This is a genomic window from Pseudomonas sp. FH4 (genome assembly GCF_000510915.2).
Taxonomy (GTDB): Bacteria; Pseudomonadota; Gammaproteobacteria; order Pseudomonadales; family Pseudomonadaceae; genus Aquipseudomonas; species Aquipseudomonas brenneri.
In genome coordinates this window covers 195,818-219,112 of the sequence record NZ_AOHN01000028.1, presented here as the reverse complement: position 1 = coordinate 219,112, position 23,295 = coordinate 195,818, and the positions used below count along the sequence as shown (strand labels likewise).

General features: G+C 60.7%; 27 protein-coding genes and 1 pseudogene. 16 read left to right on the top strand and 12 right to left on the bottom strand.

Features of this window, described 5'->3' with window-relative positions:
* Positions 1-12 precede the first annotated feature (12 nt).
* The 3 genes from H097_RS22700 to H097_RS22690 all read left to right on the top strand — a co-directional run bounded on the left by H097_RS22700 (position 13) and on the right by H097_RS22690 (position 3,256).
* Positions 13-318: a PepSY domain-containing protein gene (locus H097_RS22700; protein ID WP_032862600.1), complete on the top strand. Its 306-nt coding sequence runs from the start codon at positions 13-15 to the stop codon at positions 316-318.
* Between the two features lie 152 nt (positions 319-470).
* Complete coding sequence (locus H097_RS22695) at positions 471-1,493, top strand: transporter (RefSeq protein ID WP_032862599.1); 1,023 nt, start codon at positions 471-473, stop codon at positions 1,491-1,493.
* A gap of 146 nt (positions 1,494-1,639) precedes the next feature.
* On the top strand, positions 1,640-3,256 hold the full coding sequence (locus H097_RS22690; RefSeq protein ID WP_032862598.1) for an inorganic phosphate transporter: 1,617 nt from the start codon (positions 1,640-1,642) through the stop codon (positions 3,254-3,256).
* A 125-nt stretch (positions 3,257-3,381) separates the two neighbouring features.
* Here H097_RS22690 and H097_RS22685 read toward each other — a convergent pair whose 3' ends face one another.
* The 3 genes from H097_RS22685 to H097_RS22675 all read right to left on the bottom strand — a co-directional run bounded on the left by H097_RS22685 (position 3,382) and on the right by H097_RS22675 (position 6,065).
* The gene (locus tag H097_RS22685) at positions 3,382-4,356 is read right to left on the bottom strand and encodes a biotin-dependent carboxyltransferase family protein (RefSeq protein ID WP_032862597.1); all 975 of its coding nucleotides are present in this window, start codon (positions 4,354-4,356) and stop codon (positions 3,382-3,384) included.
* Positions 4,353-5,231, bottom strand: coding sequence for an allophanate hydrolase subunit 1 (locus H097_RS22680; RefSeq protein ID WP_032862596.1), 879 nt, complete (start codon positions 5,229-5,231; stop codon positions 4,353-4,355). Before H097_RS22680 ends, H097_RS22685 begins: the two co-directional genes overlap by 4 nt.
* 75 nt (positions 5,232-5,306) lie before the next feature.
* Positions 5,307-6,065 (bottom strand): 5-oxoprolinase subunit PxpA, encoded by a 759-nt coding sequence (locus tag H097_RS22675; RefSeq protein ID WP_032862595.1) that lies wholly within the window; start codon positions 6,063-6,065, stop codon positions 5,307-5,309.
* A gap of 119 nt (positions 6,066-6,184) precedes the next feature.
* Between H097_RS22675 and H097_RS22670 the strand changes: the two genes are divergently transcribed.
* Positions 6,185-7,102 (top strand): LysR family transcriptional regulator, encoded by a 918-nt coding sequence (locus tag H097_RS22670; RefSeq protein ID WP_032862594.1) that lies wholly within the window; start codon positions 6,185-6,187, stop codon positions 7,100-7,102.
* On the opposite strand, the gene H097_RS22665 is transcribed toward H097_RS22670, so the two are convergent.
* Positions 7,099-7,995 carry a LysR family transcriptional regulator gene (locus tag H097_RS22665; RefSeq protein WP_032862593.1) on the bottom strand — a complete coding sequence of 299 codons (897 nt, stop codon included), beginning with the start codon at positions 7,993-7,995 and terminating at the stop codon, positions 7,099-7,101. The genes H097_RS22670 and H097_RS22665 overlap by 4 nt on opposite strands.
* 123 nt (positions 7,996-8,118) lie before the next feature.
* On the opposite strand from H097_RS22665, the gene H097_RS22660 reads away from it, so the two are divergent.
* Entirely contained in the window at positions 8,119-8,877 is a 759-nt protein-coding gene (locus H097_RS22660) for an SDR family oxidoreductase (protein WP_032862592.1), read from the top strand.
* 79 nt (positions 8,878-8,956) lie between these two features.
* Here the strand turns inward: H097_RS22660 and H097_RS22655 are convergent, their stop codons facing one another.
* Entirely contained in the window at positions 8,957-9,403 is a 447-nt protein-coding gene (locus H097_RS22655; protein WP_032862591.1) for a multidrug/biocide efflux PACE transporter, read from the bottom strand.
* A gap of 90 nt (positions 9,404-9,493) precedes the next feature.
* Between H097_RS22655 and H097_RS22650 the strand changes: the two genes are divergently transcribed.
* On the top strand, positions 9,494-10,348 hold the full coding sequence (locus H097_RS22650; protein ID WP_032862590.1) for a LysR family transcriptional regulator: 855 nt from the start codon (positions 9,494-9,496) through the stop codon (positions 10,346-10,348).
* Between the two features lie 119 nt (positions 10,349-10,467).
* Here the strand turns inward: H097_RS22650 and H097_RS22645 are convergent, their stop codons facing one another.
* The 4 genes from H097_RS22645 to H097_RS22630 all read right to left on the bottom strand — a co-directional run bounded on the left by H097_RS22645 (position 10,468) and on the right by H097_RS22630 (position 13,026).
* Positions 10,468-11,688, bottom strand: a complete 1,221-nt coding sequence (locus H097_RS22645) for an RNA polymerase sigma factor (RefSeq protein ID WP_032862589.1) — start codon at positions 11,686-11,688, stop codon at positions 10,468-10,470.
* Positions 11,685-12,161 carry an SRPBCC family protein gene (locus H097_RS22640; RefSeq protein WP_032862588.1) on the bottom strand — a complete coding sequence of 159 codons (477 nt, stop codon included), beginning with the start codon at positions 12,159-12,161 and terminating at the stop codon, positions 11,685-11,687. The genes H097_RS22645 and H097_RS22640 overlap by 4 nt, the downstream gene beginning before the upstream one ends.
* Before the next feature lie 34 nt (positions 12,162-12,195).
* Positions 12,196-12,540, bottom strand: coding sequence for a YciI family protein (locus H097_RS22635; RefSeq protein WP_032862587.1), 345 nt, complete (start codon positions 12,538-12,540; stop codon positions 12,196-12,198).
* A gap of 66 nt (positions 12,541-12,606) precedes the next feature.
* Positions 12,607-13,026 carry a nuclear transport factor 2 family protein gene (locus tag H097_RS22630; RefSeq protein ID WP_090293194.1) on the bottom strand — a complete coding sequence of 140 codons (420 nt, stop codon included), beginning with the start codon at positions 13,024-13,026 and terminating at the stop codon, positions 12,607-12,609.
* 160 nt (positions 13,027-13,186) lie between these two features.
* On the opposite strand from H097_RS22630, the gene H097_RS22625 reads away from it, so the two are divergent.
* From H097_RS22625 to H097_RS22610, 4 genes are all read left to right on the top strand, one after another.
* Positions 13,187-13,675, top strand: a complete 489-nt coding sequence (locus H097_RS22625) for a GNAT family N-acetyltransferase (protein ID WP_032862585.1) — start codon at positions 13,187-13,189, stop codon at positions 13,673-13,675.
* Positions 13,676-13,745: 70 nt separating this feature from the next.
* Complete coding sequence (locus H097_RS22620; protein ID WP_032862584.1) at positions 13,746-14,000, top strand: helix-turn-helix domain-containing protein; 255 nt, start codon at positions 13,746-13,748, stop codon at positions 13,998-14,000.
* Positions 13,993-15,192, top strand: coding sequence for a type II toxin-antitoxin system HipA family toxin (locus tag H097_RS22615; protein WP_032862583.1), 1,200 nt, complete (start codon positions 13,993-13,995; stop codon positions 15,190-15,192). Before H097_RS22620 ends, H097_RS22615 begins: the two co-directional genes overlap by 8 nt.
* Positions 15,193-15,223: 31 nt before the next feature.
* Positions 15,224-15,829, top strand: coding sequence for a pyridoxamine 5'-phosphate oxidase family protein (locus H097_RS22610; RefSeq protein ID WP_032862582.1), 606 nt, complete (start codon positions 15,224-15,226; stop codon positions 15,827-15,829).
* Between the two features lie 60 nt (positions 15,830-15,889).
* Here H097_RS22610 and H097_RS22605 read toward each other — a convergent pair whose 3' ends face one another.
* A complete protein-coding gene (locus H097_RS22605; RefSeq protein WP_032862581.1) occupies positions 15,890-16,372 on the bottom strand; it encodes a GyrI-like domain-containing protein in 483 nt (160 codons plus the stop codon).
* A gap of 195 nt (positions 16,373-16,567) precedes the next feature.
* Between H097_RS22605 and alaC the strand changes: the two genes are divergently transcribed.
* On the top strand, positions 16,568-17,779 hold the full coding sequence (alaC, locus tag H097_RS22600; RefSeq protein ID WP_032862580.1) for an alanine transaminase: 1,212 nt from the start codon (positions 16,568-16,570) through the stop codon (positions 17,777-17,779).
* Positions 17,780-17,825: 46 nt separating this feature from the next.
* Here alaC and H097_RS22595 read toward each other — a convergent pair whose 3' ends face one another.
* Positions 17,826-19,178 carry a GntP family permease gene (locus H097_RS22595; protein ID WP_032862579.1) on the bottom strand — a complete coding sequence of 451 codons (1,353 nt, stop codon included), beginning with the start codon at positions 19,176-19,178 and terminating at the stop codon, positions 17,826-17,828.
* An 82-nt stretch (positions 19,179-19,260) separates the two neighbouring features.
* A complete protein-coding gene (locus H097_RS22590; protein WP_032862578.1) occupies positions 19,261-19,794 on the bottom strand; it encodes a gluconokinase in 534 nt (177 codons plus the stop codon).
* A gap of 212 nt (positions 19,795-20,006) precedes the next feature.
* Between H097_RS22590 and H097_RS22585 the strand changes: the two genes are divergently transcribed.
* The 5 genes and pseudogenes from H097_RS22585 to H097_RS28910 form a co-directional block, all read left to right on the top strand.
* Positions 20,007-21,038, top strand: coding sequence for a LacI family DNA-binding transcriptional regulator (locus H097_RS22585; protein ID WP_162237656.1), 1,032 nt, complete (start codon positions 20,007-20,009; stop codon positions 21,036-21,038).
* 105 nt (positions 21,039-21,143) lie between these two features.
* The gene (locus H097_RS22580) at positions 21,144-21,776 is read left to right on the top strand and encodes a glutathione S-transferase (protein WP_032862577.1); all 633 of its coding nucleotides are present in this window, start codon (positions 21,144-21,146) and stop codon (positions 21,774-21,776) included.
* A gap of 10 nt (positions 21,777-21,786) precedes the next feature.
* Positions 21,787-22,524 carry an NAD(P)-dependent oxidoreductase gene (locus H097_RS22575; RefSeq protein ID WP_032862576.1) on the top strand — a complete coding sequence of 246 codons (738 nt, stop codon included), beginning with the start codon at positions 21,787-21,789 and terminating at the stop codon, positions 22,522-22,524.
* Positions 22,525-22,673: 149 nt separating this feature from the next.
* Positions 22,674-23,174 (top strand): hypothetical protein, encoded by a 501-nt coding sequence (locus tag H097_RS22570; protein ID WP_032862575.1) that lies wholly within the window; start codon positions 22,674-22,676, stop codon positions 23,172-23,174.
* 30 nt (positions 23,175-23,204) lie between these two features.
* A pseudogene (locus tag H097_RS28910) lies at positions 23,205-23,291 on the top strand (outer membrane lipoprotein carrier protein LolA); the annotation flags it as partial.
* Between the last annotated feature and the right edge of the window lie 4 nt (positions 23,292-23,295).

The window sequence follows — 23,295 nt, the reverse complement described above, 5'->3', positions numbered from 1 at the left end:
AAGGACTCCACCATGAAAAACCTGACCGCTCTGTTCGCTGCTGCTGCCCTGACCCTGACTGCTGGTTTGGCCCAGGCTGATGTTCGCCCGGACCAGATTCCAAGCCTGCTGCAATCGGGCGCGGTGAAGCCTTTCGAACAGCTCAACGCTGCCGCCGTAGCCCTGCACGCCGGCGCTGCCATCAATGACACCGAACTGGATAACGAAGCCGGCCGCCTGGTCTACGAAGTTGACCTGACCGACACTACCGGCAAGAAGTGGGACGTGAAGCTCGACGCCAAGACCGGCGCAGTGCTGGAAAACAAGCAAGACACTTGAGTCGTTCGATGAACAAAGCCGCGCCGCCTTCGGGCCGCGCGGCTTTTTTGTGCCCGTTGCCAAACCGTCACAAAACTGTCAAACCGCCTTGCAATGATTGCGCGATGCGAACCTGTGAAACGTCCTACAGGCGCTTTCCTCTGCGAGCCACCATGAACCACAGCATCGACCACGGCCACCAGGACTCCGACCTGTTTGGCCTGCTTTATGGTTTCCGCTTCAAACCCGGTGAAAAAGCCGAACAAATCGACTCGGCGACCGCGCTCAAGGCTTTGCAAGATCCTGGCGCCCCCGATGAATTCCTGTGGCTGCATCTGAACCTGGCCCACGCGGCCTGCCAACGCTGGATGCAGGCCCACCTGGAACTGCCGGAAGAATTCTTCGAGGCGCTGCACGAAGGCTCGCGCTCGACCCGCATCGAACATGTGGACTCGGCCTTGCTGGCGGTGGTCAACGACGTGGTGTTCAACTTCAGCAGCATGGTCTCGTCGGATATTTCCACCTTGTGGGTCTGCGCCCGCAGCCGCCTGTTGGTCAGCGCGCGCCTGCAACCGCTGCACTCGGTGGACAAGCTGCGTTCTTCGGTGAAAGCCGGCGAACACTTTCGCTCGCCTCTGGAGTTGCTCGTGCATCTGTTGCGCGATCAAGGCGAGGTGCTGACGCAGATCGTGCGCAAGACCAGCCAGAGCGTGGACCAGATCGAAGACCAGTTGCTGTCCTCGCGCCTGTCCACCAACCGCGCCGAACTGGGTGCTATGCGCCGGGTGCTGGTGCGCCTGCAACGCCTGCTGGCACTGGAGCCGGGCTCGCTGCTGCGCCTGCTCAACCGCCCGCCGCAGTGGCTGCAAAAGGAAGACGTGAAAGAGTTGCGCAAGTCCACCGAGGAGTTTGCGCTGATCATCAACGACCTCACGGCCCTGGGCGAACGGATCAAGTTGTTGCAGGAGGAAATCGCCGCCAACCTCAACGAACAAAGCAACCGCACGCTGTTTACCCTGACGGTGGTGACGGTGCTGGCACTGCCGATCAATATCATCGCCGGTTTTTTTGGCATGAACGTCGGGGGGGTGCCGCTCTCCCAGGATCCCGAGGGGTTCTGGATCCTGGTGGCGTTGGTGGCGACGTTTACTGTGATTGCCGGCAGATGGGCGTTTCGCAAGCGCCGGGATTACTAAGCCTGAAATGCGATCAACCTGTGGGAGCGGCGGTGTTTTTTGGACCGGCGGCGAGCCGAATACGCCAAACACTGATTTGACGCAGCATCTCTGTAACATTCTGCAACGATCATGGGAAACATCCTCCTCACACTGGATGCTCCGGCATGGCCACCCCTTCCCTGACTGCCTCTCCCCAGGCTGACGCCACTGACGCAAAACCGCAATTGGACAAAAAACCCGGCCTACTCACGGTGATCGTGTTCTTCGCCGTGCTCGCCATGGGCCTGTTGTTCACCGCCTACAGCCTGATGCACGACATGCATGAACTGGGCACGGTGGTCACCACCTGGACACCGTTCCTGCTGCTGGGCGTGGCGTTGCTGATTGCCTTGGGTTTCGAGTTCGTCAACGGCTTCCACGACACCGCCAACGCGGTGGCGACGGTGATCTACACCAACTCGCTACCGCCGCATTTCGCCGTGGTCTGGTCGGGGTTCTTCAACTTCCTCGGGGTGCTGCTGTCCAGTGGCGCGGTGGCCTTTGCCATCATCGCCTTGCTGCCGGTGGAGTTGATCCTGCAGGTCGGCTCATCCGCCGGTTTTGCAATGATCTTCGCCCTGCTGATTGCGGCGATTCTGTGGAACCTGGGCACGTGGTGGCTGGGGTTGCCGGCGTCGTCTTCCCATACGCTGATCGGGTCGATCATCGGGGTTGGCGTGGCCAATGCCCTGATGCATGGCCGTGACGGCACCAGTGGCGTGGACTGGGCCCAGGCGATCAAGATCGGCTATGCGCTGCTGCTGTCGCCACTGATCGGCTTCGGCTTTGCGGCCCTGTTGTTGCTGGCGCTGCGGGCCTTTGTGAAAAACCGTTCGCTGTACAAGGCGCCCGTAGGCAACACGCCGCCGCCCTGGTGGATTCGCGGCATGTTGATCGTGACCTGCACTGGTGTGTCGTTTGCCCACGGTTCCAATGACGGCCAGAAGGGCATGGGCCTGATCATGCTGATCCTGGTCGGTACCTTGCCGATGGCCTATGCCTTGAACCGCACCATGCCGGCCGACCAGTCATTGCAGTTCGCCGCGGTGGCCGAAGTCACCCAGCAAGCCCTGGTGAAAAGCGCACCGCAGCCAGCCCCTGCCGACCCGCGCCCCGTGTTGTCGACGTATGTGCGCACCAAAGAAACCACCCCGGAGTTGATCCCCGCCCTCGCCGCCCTGACCGGGCACATCGGTGAACAAGTGAAGGGCTACGGTTCACTGGCCAAGGTGCCCGCCGAGGCCATGGGCAACGTGCGTAATGACATGTACCTGACCAGCGAAACCATTCGCCTGATGGACAAGGGCAAGGTCGGCAACTTCGACGCCGACACCCTGGGCAAGCTGCAACTGTTCAAGCAACAGATCGACAATGCGACGCGCTTTATCCCGCTGTGGGTGAAGATCGCCGTGGCCATCGCCCTGGGCCTGGGCACCATGGTCGGTTGGAAGCGCATTGTGGTGACCGTCGGCGAGAAAATCGGCAAGACCCACCTGACCTACGCCCAGGGCGCCTCGGCCGAAACCGTGGCCATGCTGACCATTGGCGCCGCCGATATGTTCGGGTTGCCGGTATCCACCACCCACGTGCTGTCGTCAGGCGTGGCCGGGACCATGGTTGCCAATGGGGGTGGCTTGCAGATGAAGACCATCCGCAACTTGCTGATGGCCTGGGTGCTGACGTTACCGGCGGCGATTGTGTTGTCAGGTAGCTTGTACTGGCTGTTCACTCAACTCTTCTAAAGCACCGCAAAACAAAAATGTGGGAGCGGGCTTGCTCGCGAAAGCGGTGGATCAGTCGACTTATCTATAACTGACACACTGCTATCGCGAGCAAGCCCGCTCCCACATTTGGATGGTGCGATGGCTTAACTGGCAAACAACCCGGCCATCGCCTTGAGCCGCTTCTTGTACACCCGCCGCGCCTCCAGCGCTTCTTCCAATGTCACCGCGACAAACCCCGCGCGCTGGTTGGGCTGCATCTGCCCGATCAGGTCCAGGTCGGCGCTGATCACCGTGCCGATCATCGCGTAGCCACCGCCCGATACGGCATCGCGGTGCAGCACAATCGGTTCCAGGCCAGCCGGCACCTGGATCGAGCCGATGGGGTAGCAACTGTCGACGATGTTCGACGGATCGGAGCCCGCGCCAAACGGTTGCTCCCGGGGCTGGAAGCTCAAGGCACTGCCGCCCTTGAAGCGGTAGCCGATCCGGTCGGCTTCGGAACCGACCGTCCAGGGCTCGGCAAAAAAACTGCTTTTGGCAGCGGCCGTCAGCCGCTCGTAATACAGCCCCGGCACCACCCGCAGCGTCACATCACCGCCCACCGAACGGCGCAGGGCCATCGGCAAACTATTACCGGCACGGCCCTCGCCGCGAGTCTCACCGATGGGCAACACATCGCCTTCCTGCAAGCGCCGCCCGTGAAAACCGCCCAGCGCACCCAGGGTATAAGTGGAGCGACTGCCCAGCACCAGCGGCACGTCGATCCCACCGGCCACCGCCAGGTAAGTCCGCGCACCGGCCACGGGAAACTCAAAACGCAGCACCTGCCCAGCGCGCACCTGGAACGCCGTGTCCTGGTGCACCACCTCGCCGTCCAGGCGCGGTGACATCAGCGCACCGCTCAGCGCCACCAACGCATCCTGTTGAAATTCCAGCTGCGGGCCGATCAGCGTGCATTCCAACCCCGCCGCGCCCGCCGGGTTGCCCACCAGGTGGTTGGCCGCACTCAGGGCGTACTGGTCCAGGGCGCCGGACGGCGGGATTCCCAAGTGGTAATACCCTTCGCGCCCCAGGTCCTGCACAGAGGTCGCCAGGCCAGGCTTGAGCACCTTGATCATACGAGCGCCTCCTGCAGGGTTTTCGGGTAACCGACCGGGTCGGCAAAAAAGGCGTCCAGGGAAAATTCCACCGGGCGAATGCGCAAATCGAAACGCCCGGCCTCGACCTCGGCCACCGCCAGGTCGTAGGCATCACGGTCAATGGGTTTGAACTGCACGATATCGCCGGGGCGGAAGAACACCATGTGCTCCTTGAGGTAAGCCAACTGCTGCTGCGGATCGTAGATCGGCGCCGGGGTCACGCCAAACATCTGGTACCCCCCGGCGCCGCGTACCGAATAAATGCAGCCGAAACAGCCGCCATGGCCGAGGGTCAGCTTCGGCGTGTCGGTGCGCGGGCGCAGGTATTTGGGCACCTGCAGCTGTCGCTCACGCTCGACCATCTGGAACATGAACGGCAGGCCAGCGACAAAGCCGACCATCGACACAAACCACGGCGCGCCACTGTGGGCGGCGATAAACGCCTCGACATCCGCCAGGCCGTTGACCCGCGCGGCGTACTCCAGGTCAGTGCCGGTCGGGTCCTGGTGACGGTCGCGAAAACGCATCAGGGTTTCATGGGTCCAGGGATCGTTATACAACACCGGGATCTCAATGATCCGGGTGTGCAAGGTACGTTCGGCCACCGCCTGGACCTCGGCGCTTTGTACCGCGTCGAGCAGCACATGCGGGGCAATCAGGTCCGGGTCGAAGCGGATCTGGAACGAGGCGTTGGCCAGGCAGATATCCAGCACGCCGGGCAGCTCCAGGCGTTGCACCGCACGGGTAACGGCCATGCCCTTGAAGAACGCCTCCAGGGACATGCTTTCACTGACTTCGGCGAACAAATGCTCATCGGCGCCAAAGCTGTAGCGAATCGGGGATGTTTCAGCCATGTCTGTTCCTCTTGGAATCATTGTAGAAAGGCAGGCAAAAATCATGCAGGTCCGGTGTCTGGGCACCGGTGTCGTTTAACGGGGTTTGCGCACAGCGATCCCCGCCTGGTCCAACGCGTTGCGAGTGGCCTCCACCAGGTCGAGGGCGCCCGGTGTGTCGCTGTGCAGGCAGATGGAATCGAATTCGATAAACAGGTCTTCGCCTTCGACGGTGCGCACCAGGCCGGTCTGGCAGGCCCGCAAGACACGCGCCGCCACCGTCGCCGGGTCCAGGGCCCGTACATGACGGGTAAACACGATGGAGCCGGACAGATCGTACTCACGGTCGGCGTAAAACTCGCGTACCACCGGTTGCCCCAGTTCCTGGGCGATACGCCAGATCACCGAGTTGGGCATGCAGTACAACAACAGTTCAGGTTCCAGGCGCTGCAGGTTTTCCACCAGCAGGCGCGCGGCTTCTTCATCCCGCGCCAGGTGCATGTACAGCGCGCCGTGGGGCTTGATGTGCTGCAAGGTCACGCCCTGCACCCGCGCCAATTCGCGCAAGGCGCCGAGTTGGTAGAGCATGTCATCCACCAGTTCCTGGGCCGGGGCGTTGATGTGGCGACGGCCGAAACCCACCAGGTCGCGAAAGCCCGGGTGAGCGCCGATAGCCACGCCCAACTGCTTGGCGCGCTCGATGGTGCGGCGCATGGTGCCGGGGTCGCCGGCATGGAAACCGGTGGCCACGTTGGCCGAGCTGATAAACGCCATCAGCTCGTTATCCACACCGTCGCCGATGGTCCAGGGGCCGAAGCTTTCACCCATGTCCGAATTGAAATCCACTGTCTGCATCGGGGCCTGCTCCGCAAGAGTTCGTGCCAGCGAAAATAGGCTGGCCCTTGACCCCTTGGGAAGATCTATTATCAGATAGTCTTTCTTCTGAAAATCAGATACCCCTACGAGAAAACTGCATGTCGCTGACCCTGCGCCAGGTTCGCTACTTTGTCGCCACCGCCGAAATCGGCCAGATTTCCCAGGCGGCGATTCACCTGAACATCTCCCAGTCGGCGGTGACCACCGCGATCAAGGAGCTGGAAGCCATGCTCGGTGCCCAGCTGTTTGTGCGCTCGGCCCAGGGCATGAGCCTGACCGATGCCGGTCGACACTTTCTCAACCGCGCCTATGTGATCGTGCGCAGTGTCGACGATGCATTGAACAGTCCGCTGCCGGACTACCGTGCCAGCGGCGTGCTGCGGGTCGCGGCCAGTTACACGGTGCTCGGTTACTTCCTGCCGCACCACCTGCAACGCATGGAGCACTGGCACCCGGATGTGAACATCGAGGTCTTCGAGCAGGAGCGCCAGGCCATCGAACAAGGGCTGTTGGATGGCCAGTTCGATATGGCGGTGGTGCTTACCGCCAACCTCACCCACCCGGATATCGTTTCGCAGATCCTGTTCAATTCCGAACGGCGCCTGTGGCTGCCCAGCCACCACCCGCTGTGTGAGCGGCGTGCGGTAAGCCTGGCCGATGTGGCTCGCGAGCCGTATATCCTGTTGACCGTGGATGAGGCCGAGCAAAGTGCCATGCGCTACTGGGAACAGGCCGGGCAGATGCCCAAGGTGCGGCTGCGCACCAGTTCGGTGGAGGCGGTGCGCAGCATGGTGGCCAATGGCAGCGGCGTAGCGATCCTGTCTGATCTGGTGCACCGCCCCTGGTCCCTGGAAGGCAAGCGCATCGAGACCCTGAGCGTGACTGACAAAGTCGCGCCCATGAGTGTCGGCCTGGCCTGGCACCGCGAGCGCGCCTTCACCCCGGCGATGCAGGCGTTTCGCGACTACTTCCACGACGCCTTCCTCGCCCCGCAACAGCTATCGACACGTCGTTAAAGCTGAGACTTCAGGGTGGCCGCCAACCAGTCCATCAGCACCCGTACCCGTAGCGGCAGGTGACGCTGGCCGGCATACAGCATCGACACGTCCAGCGCGGGCGCGGGATAGTCGGGGAGCACGGCCACCAACTCGCCCCTGTCGAGCAATTCGCGCATGCCCAGCCCCGGCACCTGAATGATCCCGAAACCGGCGAGGCACGCCGACTGGTATGCGTCCGTGCTGTTGACCGTGACCCGCCCGGCCATGGCAATGCGCTGCACCTTGTTGCCCTGTTCATACTCAAAGCCCGACGAACGCGCGCCCAGCGGGCGCACGTAGTGCACCAACTGATGCGCGGCCAGGTCGGCCAGGGTCTTGGGCTCGCCGTAGCGTTGCAGGTAACCGGGGCTGACGCAGTTGATCATCGGCATGCTGCACAACAGCCGCGCCACCACCGACTGGTCCGGCTGCGCACCCACGCGCAAGACACAATCGAAGCCTTCGGCCAGCAGGTCGACCTGACGGTCGGAGCCGCTGATTTCCAGCTCGATCAACGGGTGCCGATCCATGAACTCCGGCAGGCGCGGCACGATCACTTTGCGTGCCATGGCATTGGGCATGTCGATACGAATCCGCCCATTCAATTGCGCCTCATCCTGGCGAAACAACCCTTCCAACTCTTCCATATTGGCCAGCAGATCCTTGCTGCGTTCATACAGCACCCGCCCATCCTGGGTGGCCTGGACCTTGCGCGTGGTGCGCTGCAACAAGCGCGTGCCCAGCAGGTCTTCCAGGGCGCGCACCTGCTCGGACACTGTGGAGCGCGGCAGCCCCAGGCTATCGCCGGCCTGGGTGAAACTCGACAGTTCGGTAACGCGGACAAAGGTGCGCAACAGGTCCAGCTTGTTCATGGTGGGGGTCCGTGATTGTTCGACTGATCCGACCAGTGATTCCGGATCAACCCTGTTTATCACGTAATGGCCGCACAAATACACTCAGCCCCACGTTCACTCACTTGCTCCGAGGACTTGACCATGACCCGTAAAATCGCACTGATCACTGGCGCCAGCCGCGGCCTGGGCAAAAGCACCGCCCTGTACCTGGCCGCGCAAGGCATCGACATCATCGGCACCTACTACAGCAAGGCTGACGAAGCCCTGGCAGTGGTCGCACAGATTGAACAACTGGGTGGCCGCGCCGCCATGCTGCAACTGGATGTGAGCAAAAGCGCGACCTTCGACGGTTTCATCGGCGAAGTCGGCCGCACGCTGAAGGACGTTTTCGCACAGGAGCAGTTCGACTTCCTGATCAACAATGCCGGTGTCGGCACCCATGCAAGCTTTGTCGAAACCAGCGAAGAACAGTTCGACCAAATGGTCGCGATCCACCTCAAGGGCCCGTTCTTCCTGACCCAGAAGCTGCTGCCACTGATCGTCGATGGCGGGCGCATCATCAATATCTCCAGCGGCCTGGCGCGTTTCAGCCTGCCAGGTTATGCCGCCTACGCCTCAATGAAAGGCGCGGTGGAAGTGCTGACCCGCTACCAGGCCAAGGAATTGGGCGCCCGTGGGATCAGCGTCAACACCCTGGCCCCTGGCGCCATCGAGACTGACTTCGGCGGCGGTGCCGTGCGCGACAACGCCGACATCAATGCCTTTGTCGCCGGCAACACAGCCCTGGGTCGGGTCGGCTTGCCGGACGACATTGGCGGGGCGATCTCCACACTGCTGGCCGACGGCAGCAAATGGATCAACGGGCAACGTATCGAGGCATCAGGCGGGATGTTCGTCTAACGTCAGCCCCCTTGTAGGAGCGAGCTTGCTCGCGAAAAACCCAAGGACACCGCGTTCATTCAGACGGCCCACGTCATCGTTAACGTCCTTCGCGAGCCAGCTCACTCCTACACAGGAATTTGTCCCGCAGCACGTCGTAGCCCCAGTGGTACACGTAGGTGTACGGCAGGAAAAACAGCAGCACACCGATATCAAGGATAAACGCCTGCATCAGGCTGATATTCAGCCACGCGGCAATCAGCGGCACGGCAAACAGAATCAGCCCGCCCTCAAACAGCAAGGCGTGCAGCACGCGGGTCTTGCCGCTATTGGCCAGTTGCAGGCGCGCCTTGAGGCGGTCAAACAGGCTGTTGAAGATGATGTTCCAGGTCAGCGCCAGCAGGCTGATGGCCAGGGTTACCGCGCCCATTTCCAGGGCTGGCCGGCCAGTGATCCAGACCAGCAACGGGGTACAGATCAACAAGGCCAGGCCCTCAAAACCGATGGCCTGGAAAACGCGTTCAGTGATGGATTTGGTGATGGTCATGACTCGTGCTCTGTGGGTGTCGAGGGTTGCCATAATCCCTCACCGACCCGATACTTCATAATCAATAACCATCGATCAAGGCGATAGATGATGGCATCTCATGAAGTGTTGCAAGCGTTTGTCCAGGCGGCGACCCAAGGCTCGTTTTCGGCGGCGGCACGCAAGCTGGGCAAGAGCCAATCCACCATCAGCGCGGCGGTGGCCAGCCTTGAGATTGACCTGGACGTGGTGCTGTTCGACCGCAGCAGCCGCAAGCCGAGCCTGACGCCGGCCGGGCATGTATTGCTGCAACGGGCCGAGCAGGTGCTGGAAGCCAGCAGCCGCCTGGAGCTTGCCGCCAGCCAGTTGTCCCAGGGGCTGGAGCCCAAGCTCAGTATCGCCATGTCCGACACTTATCAGTCAGGACGCTTTGAAACGGTGCTCAGCGCCCTTGAGCAACGTTATCCGGACCTGGAGCTGGAATGGTTGATTGCCGAGTGTGAAGACCTCATGGCCCTGGTACAAAGCGGGCGGGCGCAGCTCGCGTTTATCGAGGCGCAGGAGGTTTACCCGCCGGACCTGACCCACGCCACCGTCGAAGAGCGCGCGCAACTGGCACTGTTTGTTTCGCCGCTGCATGCACTGGCCAACCTCGATGGCATCGACCGGCAAACCCTGCAACAACACCGGGAACTGCGCCTGGCAAGCATCATCAACCCCAATGAAAACCGGCTGACGGGCCGGGTCTGGTCCGCTCCCAGCTTTTTGATGTTGATGGAAATGGCCATCCTCGGTTTTGGTTGGGCGCCGTTGCCGCGCTGGCTGGTGGAGCGTTTTGCCAATGGTCAGTTGGTGGAGCTCAAGGCTCGCGGCTGGCCGCGCTCGGTGGCGGTGGATGCATTGTGGTCGAGGCAACATCCGCCGGGGCCAGCGGGGAGCTGGCTGCTGGAAAGGATGCTCGAATAACGACAACCCAGGCTGGCATTCATGTAGGAGCGAGCTTGCTCGCGAAAAACTTGAGCACGCCGCGTTTACCCTGCAAACACGGCTTATCGTTGACGCCAGACGCGAGCACGCTCCGGTTTTTATCCTGAAAGTTCTGCCAGGCGACGTTCGATAAAGCGTTTTTCCGGGGCCTGCTGGGTCAGGCCCAGGGCTTTTTCATAGGCTTGGCGTGCCTCTTTCATACGACCCAGTTGCCGACAAAACTCCCCGCGCGCCGAATGCGCCAGGTGGTAATCCAGCAACTCGCCCCGTGCCAGAATCCCCTCCACTTGCTGCAACCCAGCCAACGGTCCATCACGCATGGCCAGGGCGACCGCACGATTGAGTTCGATCACAGGCGAAGGCACAAGTCTTTGCAACACATCGTAAAGCCCGACAATCTGCACCCAGTCGGTATCGGCAGCAGTCGTCGCTTCGGCATGTACCGCGGCAATCGCCGCTTGCAGGCAATACGGGCCAAAACGCCGCGTGGCCAGGGCCTGTTCCACCAGGGCACAGCCTTCGGCTATCAAGGCCGCGCCCCACAATGCACGGTCCTGCTCAGCCAACAGCACCAATTCACCGGCTGGCGAGGTGCGAGCCGGGCGTCGTGATTCATGGAGCAGCATCAACGCCAGCAGGCCCATGACCTCCGGCTCCGGCAGCAATTCCAGCAACAGGCGGCCCAGGCGGATGGCTTCGCGGGTCAATTCTTCACGGGTCAGATCGGCGCCCATGGACGCTGAATATCCTTCGTTGAACACCAGGTAAATCACACGTAAAACGCTGTCCAGACGTTCGGGCAATTCCGCCAGCGATGGCACCTGATAGGGGATCTTCGCTTCGCGGATCTTGCCCTTGGCCCGCACGATGCGCTGGGCAATGGTGGCCGGTGTGGCAAGAAACGCCCGGGCGATTTCCTCGGTGGTCAGGTCACAGATCTCACGCAAGGTCAGCGGTACCTGCGCATCCGCCGCCAGGGCCGGGTGGCAGCAGGTGAAAATCAGGCGCAGGCGGTCGTCTTCCACGTCTTCGTCACTCCACTCAACCGCTTCCAGCGCCTCGGCCTGCTCCTGCAACAACGGGGTGAACCGGGCCTGGCGGCGCAAACGGTCGATGGCCTTGAAGCGCCCAGTCGACACCAGCCATGCCCGGGGATTATCCGGCACACCGTCCTGCTGCCAGCGCTCGACCGCGACGAAGAACGCCTCATGCAGGGCTTCTTCGGCGAGGTCGAAGTCCCCCAGCAGGCGAATCAGGGTCGCCAGGATGCGCCGCGACTCGCTGCGGTAGACCGCCTCGACCTGGGCCTTGACGGTCAATCGGGCATGCCCTGAGTCACCAGGGTCACCAGCCGGTCCAGGCTTTCGCCCCAGCCCTGATGAAAACCCATGGCTTCGTGGGCCTGCTTGTCGGCTTCGCTCCAGTGCATGGCGCGGGCGGTGTAGCGGGTCTTGCCGCCAACGTCCTCGAAGGTCACCTCGGCGCTCATGAACGGCTTGCCCGAGGGAATCCAGCCAGGCAGGAACGCATCGGTAAACACCAGGCGACGCGGTGCGTCGATCTCCAGGAAGACGCCCTGGGTCGGGTACTCGCTGCCGTCCGGCGCACGCATCAGGGTGCGAAACAGACCACCGACCCACAGGTTCATTTCGCACACAGGCGTGGTCATGCCGTGTGGGCCCCACCATTGTTGCAACAGCGCAGGTTCGGTCCAGGCACGGAATACCCGGCTGGGTGGCGCGTCGATTACGCGGCTGATGGACAGTTCGAATTGCGCGGGTTGAGTGTTCATGGATCAACCTCCTTGAGTCTTATGATTGTTGGGTTCAGAGATTCAATTCACGCACGGGGCGTACTTCCACACTGCCGACCCGTGCCGCCGGAATGCCACCGGCCACTTGCAGCGCCTCATTCAAGTCCTTGGCGTCGATCAGGTAGAAACCGGCAAGCTGCTCCTTGGTTTCGGCAAACGGCCCGTCGGTAATCGACAGCTTGCCGTTGCGCACCCGCACCGTGGTGGCGCTCCTCACCGGCTCCAGCGCCTGGGCGGCGAGCATCCGGCCACTGGCCTGCACCGCTTCGGCGTAGGTATGGCATTCAGTGTCCTTGGGGCTGTCAGGCTGGCTGTGCAACAGACGTTCGTCGCTGTAGACCAGGCATAGGTATTTCATGGGATTCTCCGTTTTCGGACTATCAACTATGGCTGCAGATTGGCGCTTTGCAGGTTTTCCCGACGATCAGGGTTGCAGGTCGAACAAGGCCGTCCCGCTTTGCATGTCGAAGGGGGCCGACCAATGCTCATGCACCACTTGCCATTGACCGTTGATCCGTTGATAACCGGCAGTGACCCGCATCCAGCAGACCTTCTCCACACCATCGGGCCCAGTGCCGCCACAGCGGGCCAGCCAGTGGGCGAAGGCACTGTCGGCAGCCGCGACGATATTCATTTGGTGAAACTCGAAAATACCTCCACCGGGGCACATCTCCATGCAGGCCTGCCAGTGCGCCTTGTAGGCCTTGCGGCCCTTGAATTGCAGGGCTGTCACCGCGTCAAAGGCAACAATGTCCTGCGCATAAAAACTGACAATTTTGTCGACATCCTTGGTGGTCACGGCTTGTTTCCACTGTTCGATCAAGGTGCTGATTTCGCTGTTCACTTGGGTATTCATGCCAATGCTCCTTTCAGGGAAAAATCACGGAATACGCCTTTAGTCGGTTGGGCATCCCGTCAATCGACAAGCCTAGGAAAAAAATTTGCGACTGGGGCAAAACCGCTAGAATTTGCGACTTCCCTGTAAGACTTTGGATATCTGTTCGATGGAAACCCGCCTCGTGCCCTATGAGACGTTGACTGCTGCGCAACAACAGCAACTCAGCGCCCTCGAAGTCCATCCCGAGCAACTGCCCTGGTGCGGCGATATCTATTGCGCGCTGAACAGTCTGCTGGTCAATCCCAGCCCCGGCATCAAGGGCTTTGCCCTGCTGGCTGACGAGATTCCCGTGGCCTTCCTGCTGCTCAAGCGCCCGCCTTGCCTGCCCCACTGGGCCGATGAACACAGTGCCACGCTGCATGCGCTGCAAGTCGATCACCGCCATCAGGGCCTGGGGCTGGGCAAGGCCTGCCTGCAGGCGCTGCCCATTGCGGCACGCCTGGTGTGGCCGCAGATCAAGGCGTTGGAGCTGTCGGTGGACAGCGCAAATGTCACGGCGATGGGGTTATACCTGCATGCGGGTTGGGTTGATCGCGGAGAAGCGTATAAAAGCACCACGGCCTATGAACGACGATTGGCGTTAGCACTCGGCTAATGTCGGCATTGACAGCTTTTAAATGTAACGTATACATAACTAGTCAAGTTTAATGTAACGGTATCACGACATGGACTCATCACTTCTTGGTCAAAGAATCGGCCTCCAAATCCGCTCGATGCGCCTCAATCGTGGCCACACGCAGGCAGAGCTGGCGCAACTGGCAGGCACTACCCGACAGAAACTGATCGAAATCGAGCAAGGCAGCCTGTCAGTCTCAATGAATGCCTATGCACGGGTTTTTGCAGCACTGGGCACTGAAGTGAAACTGGTCCCTGTTTCCATGCCGACGCTGGATGACGTGGAGGACTTGTTCAATGAGTAATCACCGACTGCAAGTCCATACACCGCAAGGTGCCAGCGGCAGCGTATTCGTGGGTGCTGACGACTACCATTTTCGCTATGGCGATGATGCGCCGGAGCACAGCGCGATCAGCCTGCTGATGCCCGTTCGTGCAGAGGATTATCGTCGCCGTGATTTACACCCGATCTTCCAGATGAACCTGCCGGAAGGCTATGTGCTGGAACAGCTTAAAAACAGGCTGGCAAAGACCGTCAAAGTCGACCCGATGCTGTTGTTGGCACTGTCAGGCAGCAGCGCACCTATCGGCCGGGTCTTTGTCTCATCGCCTCAAGTAAACCAGTTGATTGAGCACAACAGCCCTCCCTCCCGTGGCGAGAACCTGGATGAAATCCTCGCGTGGGATGGCACTGAGGATTTGTTCACCTGCTTGGTCGACCGTTACATTCTTCGCGCGGGAATTTCCGGAGTACAGCCCAAGGTGCTGGTGCCGGAAGCTGCGGAACACAAATTCACCTCGAAAACCAATGATCTGATTATCAAGAGCGGACGCGACGAGTTTCCGGGATTGGCCATCAACGAGTACCTGTGCATGTCAGTCGCCAAGGACGCAGGCATACCGGTTCCACCGTTCTACTTGTCACAGAACCACAAGCTTTTCATCATGCGGCGTTTCGACCGAGACGAGTATCTCAACCCGCTGGGCTTTGAAGACATGGCCACACTCATGGGCCTGTCCGCCGAGCAGAAATACAGCAAGAGCTACGCCATGATTGCCAAGGCCGTGCGCCTTTATTGTGCAATCGAACATCAACGCAGCTCCCTGGAGCAATTGTTCGATAGCGTTGCATTGAGCTGTATCGTTGGCAACGGTGATGCCCATCTGAAAAACTTTGGCTTGCTCTACAGCGATCCCATCAGGCACGACGCTCGCCTTGCGCCGGCTTATGACATTGCCAATACCACCGCCTATATTCCCGAAGATGCCTTGGCCCTGGACTTGGCTGGCAACCGCTCATTTTTTGCGTCACGCCTGGGCATTCTTGAGTTTGCCAGGACCTGCGAGATAGAAAAGCCCGAGGAACGCATCCAGGCCCTGCTCCAGACGCTGGAGAGTGTGCTCAAGCGTGAGGACGACTATTGTCGACAAGCGCCCAACGTTGCTCAAGCCATCCGAAAATCGGCGCAGGATTACCAACGTAGCTTTGGCGGATAACTGCCAGCCTTTCATGGACAAGGAGCCTCCCATGCTGACCACTCTCGAACAACTCGACACCCTCTACGGCAAACCCCACGAACGCGCCGTGCACAAGGAAATCGCGTTTCTCAATGAGGATTACCAGGCAATGGTGAAAGCCTCACCGCTGGTGATTGTCAGCTCCTCAGGCGCCGATGGCCTCGACGGCTCGCCTCGCGGCGATGTGCCGGGGTTTGTGCGGATCATTGATGAGCGCACCTTGGCGATCCCGGACCGACCGGGCAACAATCGGCTCGACACCCTGCGCAACCTGGTGCTGGATCCACGGATTGCGCTGCTGTTCATCATTCCGGGAATCGGAGAAACGCTACGGGTCAACGGGCGGGCGCAGATTTCCATCGATCCTGAATTGCTGGAGAGCTTTGCGGTACATGGCAAACCGGCGCGGTCGGTGATTCTGGTGCAGGTAGAAGCCGCGTATTTCCACTGCTCGAAAGCCTTTGTGCGCTCCGATTGCTGGAACCCGGACAAGCATCTGGAGCGCTCGGCGCTGCCGTCCGCGGGGGCTATTCACAAGCGGTTGAATGATGGGCAATTTGATGCCGAGGCGTATGACCGGGAAATGCCGGAGCGGGTCAAGGCCACGTTGTATTGATGCCCTTGCCGGCGATGGCGTCCTTCAGATCGCCATCGCCGGCAAACCGGCTCCTACAGGTTATGCAGACTTTTCTATAGGCAGCCAGACTTCCACGGTGCCGGTGCCCTTATCCACATCAAAGTCGGCGCTGTATCGTTCGATATCCGGCCCTGCGACCTTGTACCCCGAAGTCGGCAGCCACTCGTACATGATCCGCTCATAGGTCTGAGTCAGCGCATACACCGGCCCGTAGTGCGCAAACACCGCATAACGACTGGCCGGCACTTCAATGCATTCAAAGTTGCCCGGCACATCGCTCTTGGCCGGCACTTCAACCCCGGCGATGTAATCAAACTCTTCCTGCGTGGCGTTGTAGCAAACGCCGTAGGTCACGCCGCCAATGCGCTTTTTGATGTCCTTGATGCAGGTGTCGAACAACTCCCACAGATTCGGGATATCCCCCAGCGTCGCCTTGCCGTAATGACCGCCGACCCCTGCGATCACCATGGCCTTGCCCTCTTCCATGCGGGGCTCCAAGGGTAGCGTTGCCTGTTGGTTCATCTGCACAATCTCCATGGGTGAGTGACCAAAACCATACCGAGTATAGGGGCATACGCGCGTCATACTCCAGACAGAAAATTTTCCGACAGTATCTGGACAATTGCCCTTCACCCGCCGTATTGTCCGCCCCGCAGGCCACCGCAGTGGCCGACGTCGCTCGGACGGTTCCGGGCGCTTACGTACTCCGAGGCAACAATGGCAGACCAAGGTTCGCCGCGCCGCTTTGCGCGCATAGATCGACTCCCCCCTTACGTGTTCAATATCACTGCCGAGCTGAAGATGGCTGCGCGTCGGCGCGGCGAAGACATCATCGACTTGAGCATGGGTAACCCTGACGGCCCGACTCCACCGCATATCGTGGAGAAACTGGTGACCGTCGCCCAGCGCGAAGACACCCACGGCTACTCCACCTCCAAAGGCATCCCACGTCTGCGCCGCGCTATTTCGCGCTGGTACAAGGACCGCTATGAGGTGGATATCGACCCGGAAACCGAAGCCATCGTGACCATCGGTTCCAAGGAAGGCCTGGCACACCTGATGCTGGCCACCCTGGACCAGGGCGACACCGTGCTGGTGCCCAACCCCAGCTACCCGATTCACATCTACGGTGCCGTGATTGCCGGCGCCCAGGTGCGCTCGGTGCCGCTGATTCCCGGCGTGGACTTCTTCGCCGAGTTGGAGCGGGCGATTCGCGGCTCGATCCCCAAGCCGAAGATGATGATCCTCGGCTTTCCGTCCAACCCCACCGCACAGTGCGTGGAGCTGGATTTCTTCGAACGGGTGATTGCCCTGGCCAAGCAGTACGACGTACTGGTGATCCACGACCTGGCCTACGCCGATATCGTCTACGACGGCTGGAAAGCCCCGTCGATCATGCAAGTACCGGGCGCCAAGGACATTGCGGTGGAGTTCTTCACCCTGTCCAAGAGCTACAACATGGCCGGCTGGCGTATTGGCTTCATGGTCGGCAACCCGGAACTGGTCAACGCCCTGGCACGCATCAAGAGTTACCACGACTACGGCACCTTCACCCCGCTGCAAGTGGCGGCCATTGCCGCGCTGGAAGGCGACCAGCAATGTGTGAAGGACATCGCCGAGCAATACCGCCAGCGCCGTAACGTGCTGGTCAAGGGCCTGCATGAATTGGGCTGGATGGTGGAGAACCCGAAGGCATCGATGTATGTCTGGGCGAAGATCCCCGAGGCGTATGCCGCCATGGGCTCGCTGGAGTTTGCCAAGAAATTGCTGCTGGAAGCCAAGGTGTGTGTGTCGCCGGGGATTGGCTTTGGCGAGTATGGCGATGACCATGTGCGCTTTGCCCTGATCGAGAACCAGGACCGGATTCGCCAGGCGGTGCGCGGGATTCGGGGCATGTTCCGGGCTGATGGCCTGGTCACCAAAGCCTGATAACAACTGTGGGAGCGGGCAAGCCCGCTCCCACTTCTTGATGGGGTTACACCACCAACGACAGCAACATGATGAAGCCCAGTGCCACGATGGACAGGATGGTCTCCATCGCCGTCCACGTCTTGAACGTCTCGGCCACGGTCATGTTGAAGTACTGCTTCACCAGCCAGAACCCTGCGTCGTTAACGTGGGACAGAATCAACGACCCCGCCCCCGTCGCCAGCACCAGCAACTCCAGGTTGACCCCCGGCATCATCCCCACCACCGGCACCACAATGCCCGCGCCCGTAATGGTGGCCACGGTTGCCGAACCGGTGGCGATACGAATCACCGCCGCCACCAGCCAGGCCAGCAGGAGCGGGTTGATCTGCGCCGTCACCGCCATATGGCCGATCACGTCACCCACACCGCTGGTCACCAGCATCTGCTTGAAACCACCGCCGGCACCGATGATCAGGATGATCGCGGCGGTAGGCGCAAGGCTGGCGTCGAGCAGCTTGAGGATCTGTTTGGAGTGGATGCCCTGGCGATGGCCAAAGGTGTACAGCGACAACAGCAAGGCCAGGAGCAAGGCACTGATCGGGTGGCCGATCATGTCCATCCAGTTGCGCACCGCATTGCCTTCGGCAAAGGCGATGTCAGCAAAGGTTTTGAGCAACATCAGGAACACCGGCAGCAGCACGGTAATCAGGGTGATGCTGAAGCTCGGCAGGTTTTTCGAGTCGGTCTCGCGGGCCAGTTGGTCCACCAACTCCTGGGACGGGTTGCCAGGGATGTGCTTGGCAATGAACGTACCGAAGATCGGCCCGGCAATGATGGCGGTCGGCAAGGCGACGATCAGACCGTAGAGAATGGTCTTGCCAATGTCTGCGCCAAACACACCAATGGCCAGCAACGGCCCCGGGTGCGGCGGCACCAGGCCGTGGACCGCCGACAGGCCGGCGAGCAGCGGGATGCCGATCTTGATCAGCGACACGCCAGTGCGGCGCGCGACGATAAACACCAGCGGGATCAGCAGCACAAAGCCAATCTCGAAGAACAGCGGAATGCCCACCAGGAAGGCGGCGAACATCATCGCCCACTGCACCTTGTCCTTGCCAAAGGCACGGATCAGGGTTTGTGCGATCTGATCGGCACCGCCGGATTCGGCCATCATCTTACCGAGCATCGTACCCAGCGCCAGGATAATCCCGACAAACCCGAGCACACCGCCGAAGCCGTCCTGGAACGCCTTGATGATCTTTTCCACGGGCATGCCCGAGGTCAGGCCGAGAAAGCCTGCGGCGATGATCAGCGCAATAAACGGGTGAACCTTGAACCGGGTGATCAACACGATCAACCCGATGATGGTGACTACTGCATCGAGCAGCAGGTAGGACTCGTGGGACATTCCAAACATGGGGTCTCTCCTGTTTGTTGTTGTTATTAAAGCGGGTGTTGAGTTTTGTGCCGTCGGACAGCGCTATCTTTCGGGCAAAAAATCATCGGGAAGGCTCAAAGCCATGGGTCAGCCACCAGGCATGGGTCTGCTCGGCCAAGGCCTCGATGCTGTCTTCACTGGCATTGAGGGCCAGGGTCAGCGGTTCGCCGATGGGCGATTCGAGGGTGGCGAACTGGCTGTCGATCAGGCTGGCCGGCATGAAATGGCCAGGGCGATGGGACACGCGGTCGGCGGCCACCTCACGGGTCAGTTCCAGGAAGACAAACCCCAGGCCCGGCGCGGCTTCGCGCAGGTGATCGCGGTATTTTTTCTTCAGCGCCGAACAGGTCAGCACGGGATGCTCGCCGGCCTTGAGCGCACGACGCAGCTCATCGCAGAGGATATCGAGCCAGCCGGCACGGTCGTCGTCGTTGAGAGGATGGCCAGCACTCATCTTTTCGATGTTGGCGGCCGGGTGAAAGCTGTCGCCTTCAATGGCGGTGGCGCCGTTCAACAGGCACAGGGCCTCGCTGACACTGGACTTGCCACAGCCGGAAACACCCATGATGACCAGGGCAGTAACAGGTTGACTCATGAAACACCTCAGGACGCAGACAGCGCTACCTTTGCACGCCTAAGGCTAGTGCAAAAACAGGCTTTTCCCGCGCCTAATTGTCATTTTTATGGAGTGACGCGTGCATCCGCTCCAACCGTTTGAGCAAGGATCAGGCAACCCTGTGCGCAAGTATTTGCAGGCCTTTGGAGACAGCGCTACCTTAGTGCCTCGATTTTTGTTTGGCAAGCCGCCTGATGACCTCCAAGAACGATAAAAATACCCGCACGACGGGTCGCCCTACCTTGAACGAAGTTGCCCGCCTGGCGGGCGTCAGTCCGATCACGGCCTCCCGGGCCTTGCGCGGCATCAGCACCGTGGCCCCCGACCTGGTGGAAAAGGTGCAGAAAGCCGCCGCCGAGCTGAGCTACGTGGTCAACCCTGCCGCCCGCGCCCTGGCCTCTGCACAGAGCCAGTCGGTAGTGGTGCTGGTGCCCTCACTGTCCAACTTGCTGTTTATTGAAACCCTGGAAGCCATTCATCAGGTTTTGCGGCCCAAGGGCTTCGAAGTGTTGATCGGCAACACTCACTATTCCCGGGACGAAGAAGAAAACCTGTTGCGCAACTACATGGCCTATCAGCCGCGGGGTTTGCTGCTGACCGGCTTTGACCGCACCGAAAGCGCCCGGCGCCTGGTGGAGTCGAGCAATGTGCCGTGCGTGTACATGATGGATCTGGACCCGGCGGCCGGCCTCAATTGTGTCGGGTTCTCGCAGACCAGTGCCGGCGAAACTGCTGCCGCGCACCTGATCTCCCGGGGGCGCAAGCGCCTGGCCTATGTGGGTGCACAACTGGACCAGCGCACCTTGTTGCGCGGTGAAGGTTTCCGTCGCGGGCTGCAACAGGCTGGGCTGTATGACCCGGCGCTGGAGTTACTGACACCGCGCCCTTCTTCAGTCGGCCTGGGTGGCGAGTTGTTCCTGCAACTGCTGGCCAGTCATCCGGATGTGGACGCGATCTTCTTCGGCAACGACGACCTGGCCCATGGCGCCTTGCTCGAAGCCTTGCGCCATGGGATCAAGGTTCCGCAGCAAGTGGCGGTCCTGGGCTTCAACGACCTGCCCGCCTCCAGCTTCATGGTGCCGCGCCTGAGCAGCATCAGCACCCCGCGCGAAGCCATTGGCCGACGCGCGGCGGAACATTTGCTGACGGTGATGGCAGGCAACAAGATCGCCAGGCCGGTGGTGGATATGGGGTTTGAGTTGAAGGTGCGCGAGAGTACCTAGGCCGATCAACTGAAGGGATTCAAGCCCGCTCCCACACTTAACCCTATCGCTGTCCTTGCGCGTCCCTGCTAAATTGCCCAACTCACATTTTGCCAGGGAAGCACCATGGGACACGCGCTGAAGATCTTGGGTCGCACTTCGTCCATCAACGTACGAAAAGTCCTGTGGACCTGCCAGGAACTAGGCATCGCCTACGACCGGGAAGACTGGGGCATCGGCTTCACCCCCACCCAATCACCCGAGTTCCTGGCCTTGAACCCCAACGCCCAGGTGCCAGTAATCGTCGACGACAACGGCGTACTGTGGGAATCCAACACCATCTGCCGCTATCTGGTGGGCCTGCACCGACGCCACGACCTGCTGCCAGCCGAACCTTGGCCTCGGGCCAAAGTGGAACAATGGATGGATTGGCAAGCCACCGAACTCAATCCCTCCTGGGGCTATGCCTTCCACGCTCTGGTGCGCAAGAACCCGGACTTCCAGGACCCGCAGCGCATTGCCGCCGGCGTGCGCGGCTGGAACGACAAGATGGGATTGCTGGAGCAACGGTTGATCGACACCGGCGCCTATGTGGCCGGTGACGACTTCACACTCGCAGACATCCTGATTGGCCTGTCGGTACACCGCTGGCGGATGACGCCCATGGAGCGCCCTTCCTACCCGGCTGTCGATGCGTACTACGCGCGACTCAGCCAGCGCCCTGGTTTCAAGGCGTTTGCCCTCGACGGTCACAACTAAGGATTACCCGATGAAAGGATTCAACGTACTGCTCACCGGTGCCTGCGGCAGAATCGGCAAGACGTTTTTCGAAGCCTCGAAAGAGCGCTACCGCTTTACCCTAACCGACCGCGTCGAACCGGACTTCGCCCTCGGCGACCATCGTTTCGTACAGGCCGACTTGAGCGACAAAACGACCTTGGCAGCGTTGCTCGCCGGCATCGATGTGATCGTGCACCTGTCGGGCATCCCCCATGCCAGCGCCACCTTCGACGAACTGCTACCCAACAATATCCTCGCCACTACTTATCTGTTCGAAGCTGCCGTGGCTGCCAACGTAAAGCGCCTGGTCTTTGCCAGCAGTGCCCAGACCATCGAAGGCTACCCGGTGGACCGGCAAATCACCCCAGGCATGCCGGTGCTGCCGGCCAACCTGTATGGCGTGAGCAAATGCTACGGTGAAGCACTGTGCGGGTACTACGCGGCAAAAACCCCGCTCTCCACCATCGCCTTGCGTATTGGCGCCTTTGAGTTTGCGCAAACCCATGACCTGAACAACGCTCGCGACCTCAGCGCCTGGCTCAGCCCTCGGGATGCCGTCCAGTTGTTGCAGCGTTCGGTGGAAACCCCGGGGGTCAAGCACCTGGTCGCCCATGGCATTTCCAATAACCGCTTCAAGCGCCTGGATTTGAGCGAGACCACGCGGGTCCTGGGTTATGAACCGCAGGATGATGCCTTCCAAACATTCGATATTCCCATTACCTACTGAAGGCAATGTCCGCCGACGGCAACTATTGGCCGCCAGCCGCACATCGCTTGCCTCGACAAAGCCCTGACAACCAGTGATTGCGGGGCTTTAGCTCCCGGCACAGTAATTGCTAAACCCTGTGGACCGTTCAACACCACAGGTACCCGATCATGTTGGTCAATACCCAAGTCTCTTCCGTGATCCAACAGTCCAAGCGCCCCGACCTGGACCCGGCCAACGCCGCCGCCAGTGCGCTGTACAGCGGCGTCATGCAAAACGTGCAGAACGCCGCAGCCGCGCCCCAGGTGCAGGCCACGCAAAAGGCCACCGACACCACGGCCAGCAATGTGGATGCCGCTTTTGCCAAGACCCGCCTGCAACTGCAAGCAACGCCGCCGGCCAGCGCTACACCGAAAACCGAAGCCAATACCCAGGCGCGCGCCGACTTCAACGACTACATGAGCAAGACGCCGGCCGAGCGCATTCGCGATCAGATCCTCAAGGAAAAGGGCCTGACCGAAGAAGATGTGAAAGCGATGCCTATCGAACAGCAGAATGCCATTGCCCAGGAAGTCACTGATCGCCTGAAGATGCAGGCTGCGCAGCAGTATGCCGAGAAGACTGCCGACCCGCAGATCAAGGCCGTGAAAGACACCCTGGCGGCCATCTGACACAACACAACGCCCCTTGTAGGAGCGAGCTTGCTCGCGAAAAGCCTCAACGATAAGGCGGGGTATCTGGTTCCCCGTGGCGATCTCAGGTTTTTCGCGAGCAAGCTCGCTCCTACAAAGA

What these genes read in the sequence shown, in the direction of transcription:
- H097_RS22595 (WP_032862579.1), bottom strand. Translation starts at nt 19,178, where the DNA reads ATGTTTGGAATGTCCCACGAGTCCTACCTGCTGCTCGATGCAGTAGTC.
- H097_RS22575 (WP_032862576.1), top strand. Translation starts at nt 21,787, where the DNA reads ATGAAAGGATTCAACGTACTGCTCACCGGTGCCTGCGGCAGAATCGGC.
- H097_RS22640 (WP_032862588.1), bottom strand. Translation starts at nt 12,161, where the DNA reads ATGAACACTCAACCCGCGCAATTCGAACTGTCCATCAGCCGCGTAATC.
- H097_RS22650 (WP_032862590.1), top strand. Translation starts at nt 9,494, where the DNA reads ATGGCATCTCATGAAGTGTTGCAAGCGTTTGTCCAGGCGGCGACCCAA.
- H097_RS22670 (WP_032862594.1), top strand. Translation starts at nt 6,185, where the DNA reads ATGTCGCTGACCCTGCGCCAGGTTCGCTACTTTGTCGCCACCGCCGAA.
- H097_RS22610 (WP_032862582.1), top strand. Translation starts at nt 15,224, where the DNA reads ATGCTGACCACTCTCGAACAACTCGACACCCTCTACGGCAAACCCCAC.
- H097_RS22620 (WP_032862584.1), top strand. Translation starts at nt 13,746, where the DNA reads ATGGACTCATCACTTCTTGGTCAAAGAATCGGCCTCCAAATCCGCTCG.
- H097_RS22695 (WP_032862599.1), top strand. Translation starts at nt 471, where the DNA reads ATGAACCACAGCATCGACCACGGCCACCAGGACTCCGACCTGTTTGGC.
- H097_RS22665 (WP_032862593.1), bottom strand. Translation starts at nt 7,995, where the DNA reads ATGAACAAGCTGGACCTGTTGCGCACCTTTGTCCGCGTTACCGAACTG.
- H097_RS22590 (WP_032862578.1), bottom strand. Translation starts at nt 19,794, where the DNA reads ATGAGTCAACCTGTTACTGCCCTGGTCATCATGGGTGTTTCCGGCTGT.
- H097_RS22635 (WP_032862587.1), bottom strand. Translation starts at nt 12,540, where the DNA reads ATGAAATACCTATGCCTGGTCTACAGCGACGAACGTCTGTTGCACAGC.
- alaC (WP_032862580.1), top strand. Translation starts at nt 16,568, where the DNA reads ATGGCAGACCAAGGTTCGCCGCGCCGCTTTGCGCGCATAGATCGACTC.
- H097_RS22690 (WP_032862598.1), top strand. Translation starts at nt 1,640, where the DNA reads ATGGCCACCCCTTCCCTGACTGCCTCTCCCCAGGCTGACGCCACTGAC.
- H097_RS22655 (WP_032862591.1), bottom strand. Translation starts at nt 9,403, where the DNA reads ATGACCATCACCAAATCCATCACTGAACGCGTTTTCCAGGCCATCGGT.
- H097_RS22700 (WP_032862600.1), top strand. Translation starts at nt 13, where the DNA reads ATGAAAAACCTGACCGCTCTGTTCGCTGCTGCTGCCCTGACCCTGACT.
- H097_RS22580 (WP_032862577.1), top strand. Translation starts at nt 21,144, where the DNA reads ATGGGACACGCGCTGAAGATCTTGGGTCGCACTTCGTCCATCAACGTA.
- H097_RS22685 (WP_032862597.1), bottom strand. Translation starts at nt 4,356, where the DNA reads ATGATCAAGGTGCTCAAGCCTGGCCTGGCGACCTCTGTGCAGGACCTG.
- H097_RS22615 (WP_032862583.1), top strand. Translation starts at nt 13,993, where the DNA reads ATGAGTAATCACCGACTGCAAGTCCATACACCGCAAGGTGCCAGCGGC.
- H097_RS22570 (WP_032862575.1), top strand. Translation starts at nt 22,674, where the DNA reads ATGTTGGTCAATACCCAAGTCTCTTCCGTGATCCAACAGTCCAAGCGC.
- H097_RS22660 (WP_032862592.1), top strand. Translation starts at nt 8,119, where the DNA reads ATGACCCGTAAAATCGCACTGATCACTGGCGCCAGCCGCGGCCTGGGC.
- H097_RS22605 (WP_032862581.1), bottom strand. Translation starts at nt 16,372, where the DNA reads ATGAACCAACAGGCAACGCTACCCTTGGAGCCCCGCATGGAAGAGGGC.
- H097_RS22625 (WP_032862585.1), top strand. Translation starts at nt 13,187, where the DNA reads ATGGAAACCCGCCTCGTGCCCTATGAGACGTTGACTGCTGCGCAACAA.
- H097_RS22680 (WP_032862596.1), bottom strand. Translation starts at nt 5,231, where the DNA reads ATGGCTGAAACATCCCCGATTCGCTACAGCTTTGGCGCCGATGAGCAT.
- H097_RS22675 (WP_032862595.1), bottom strand. Translation starts at nt 6,065, where the DNA reads ATGCAGACAGTGGATTTCAATTCGGACATGGGTGAAAGCTTCGGCCCC.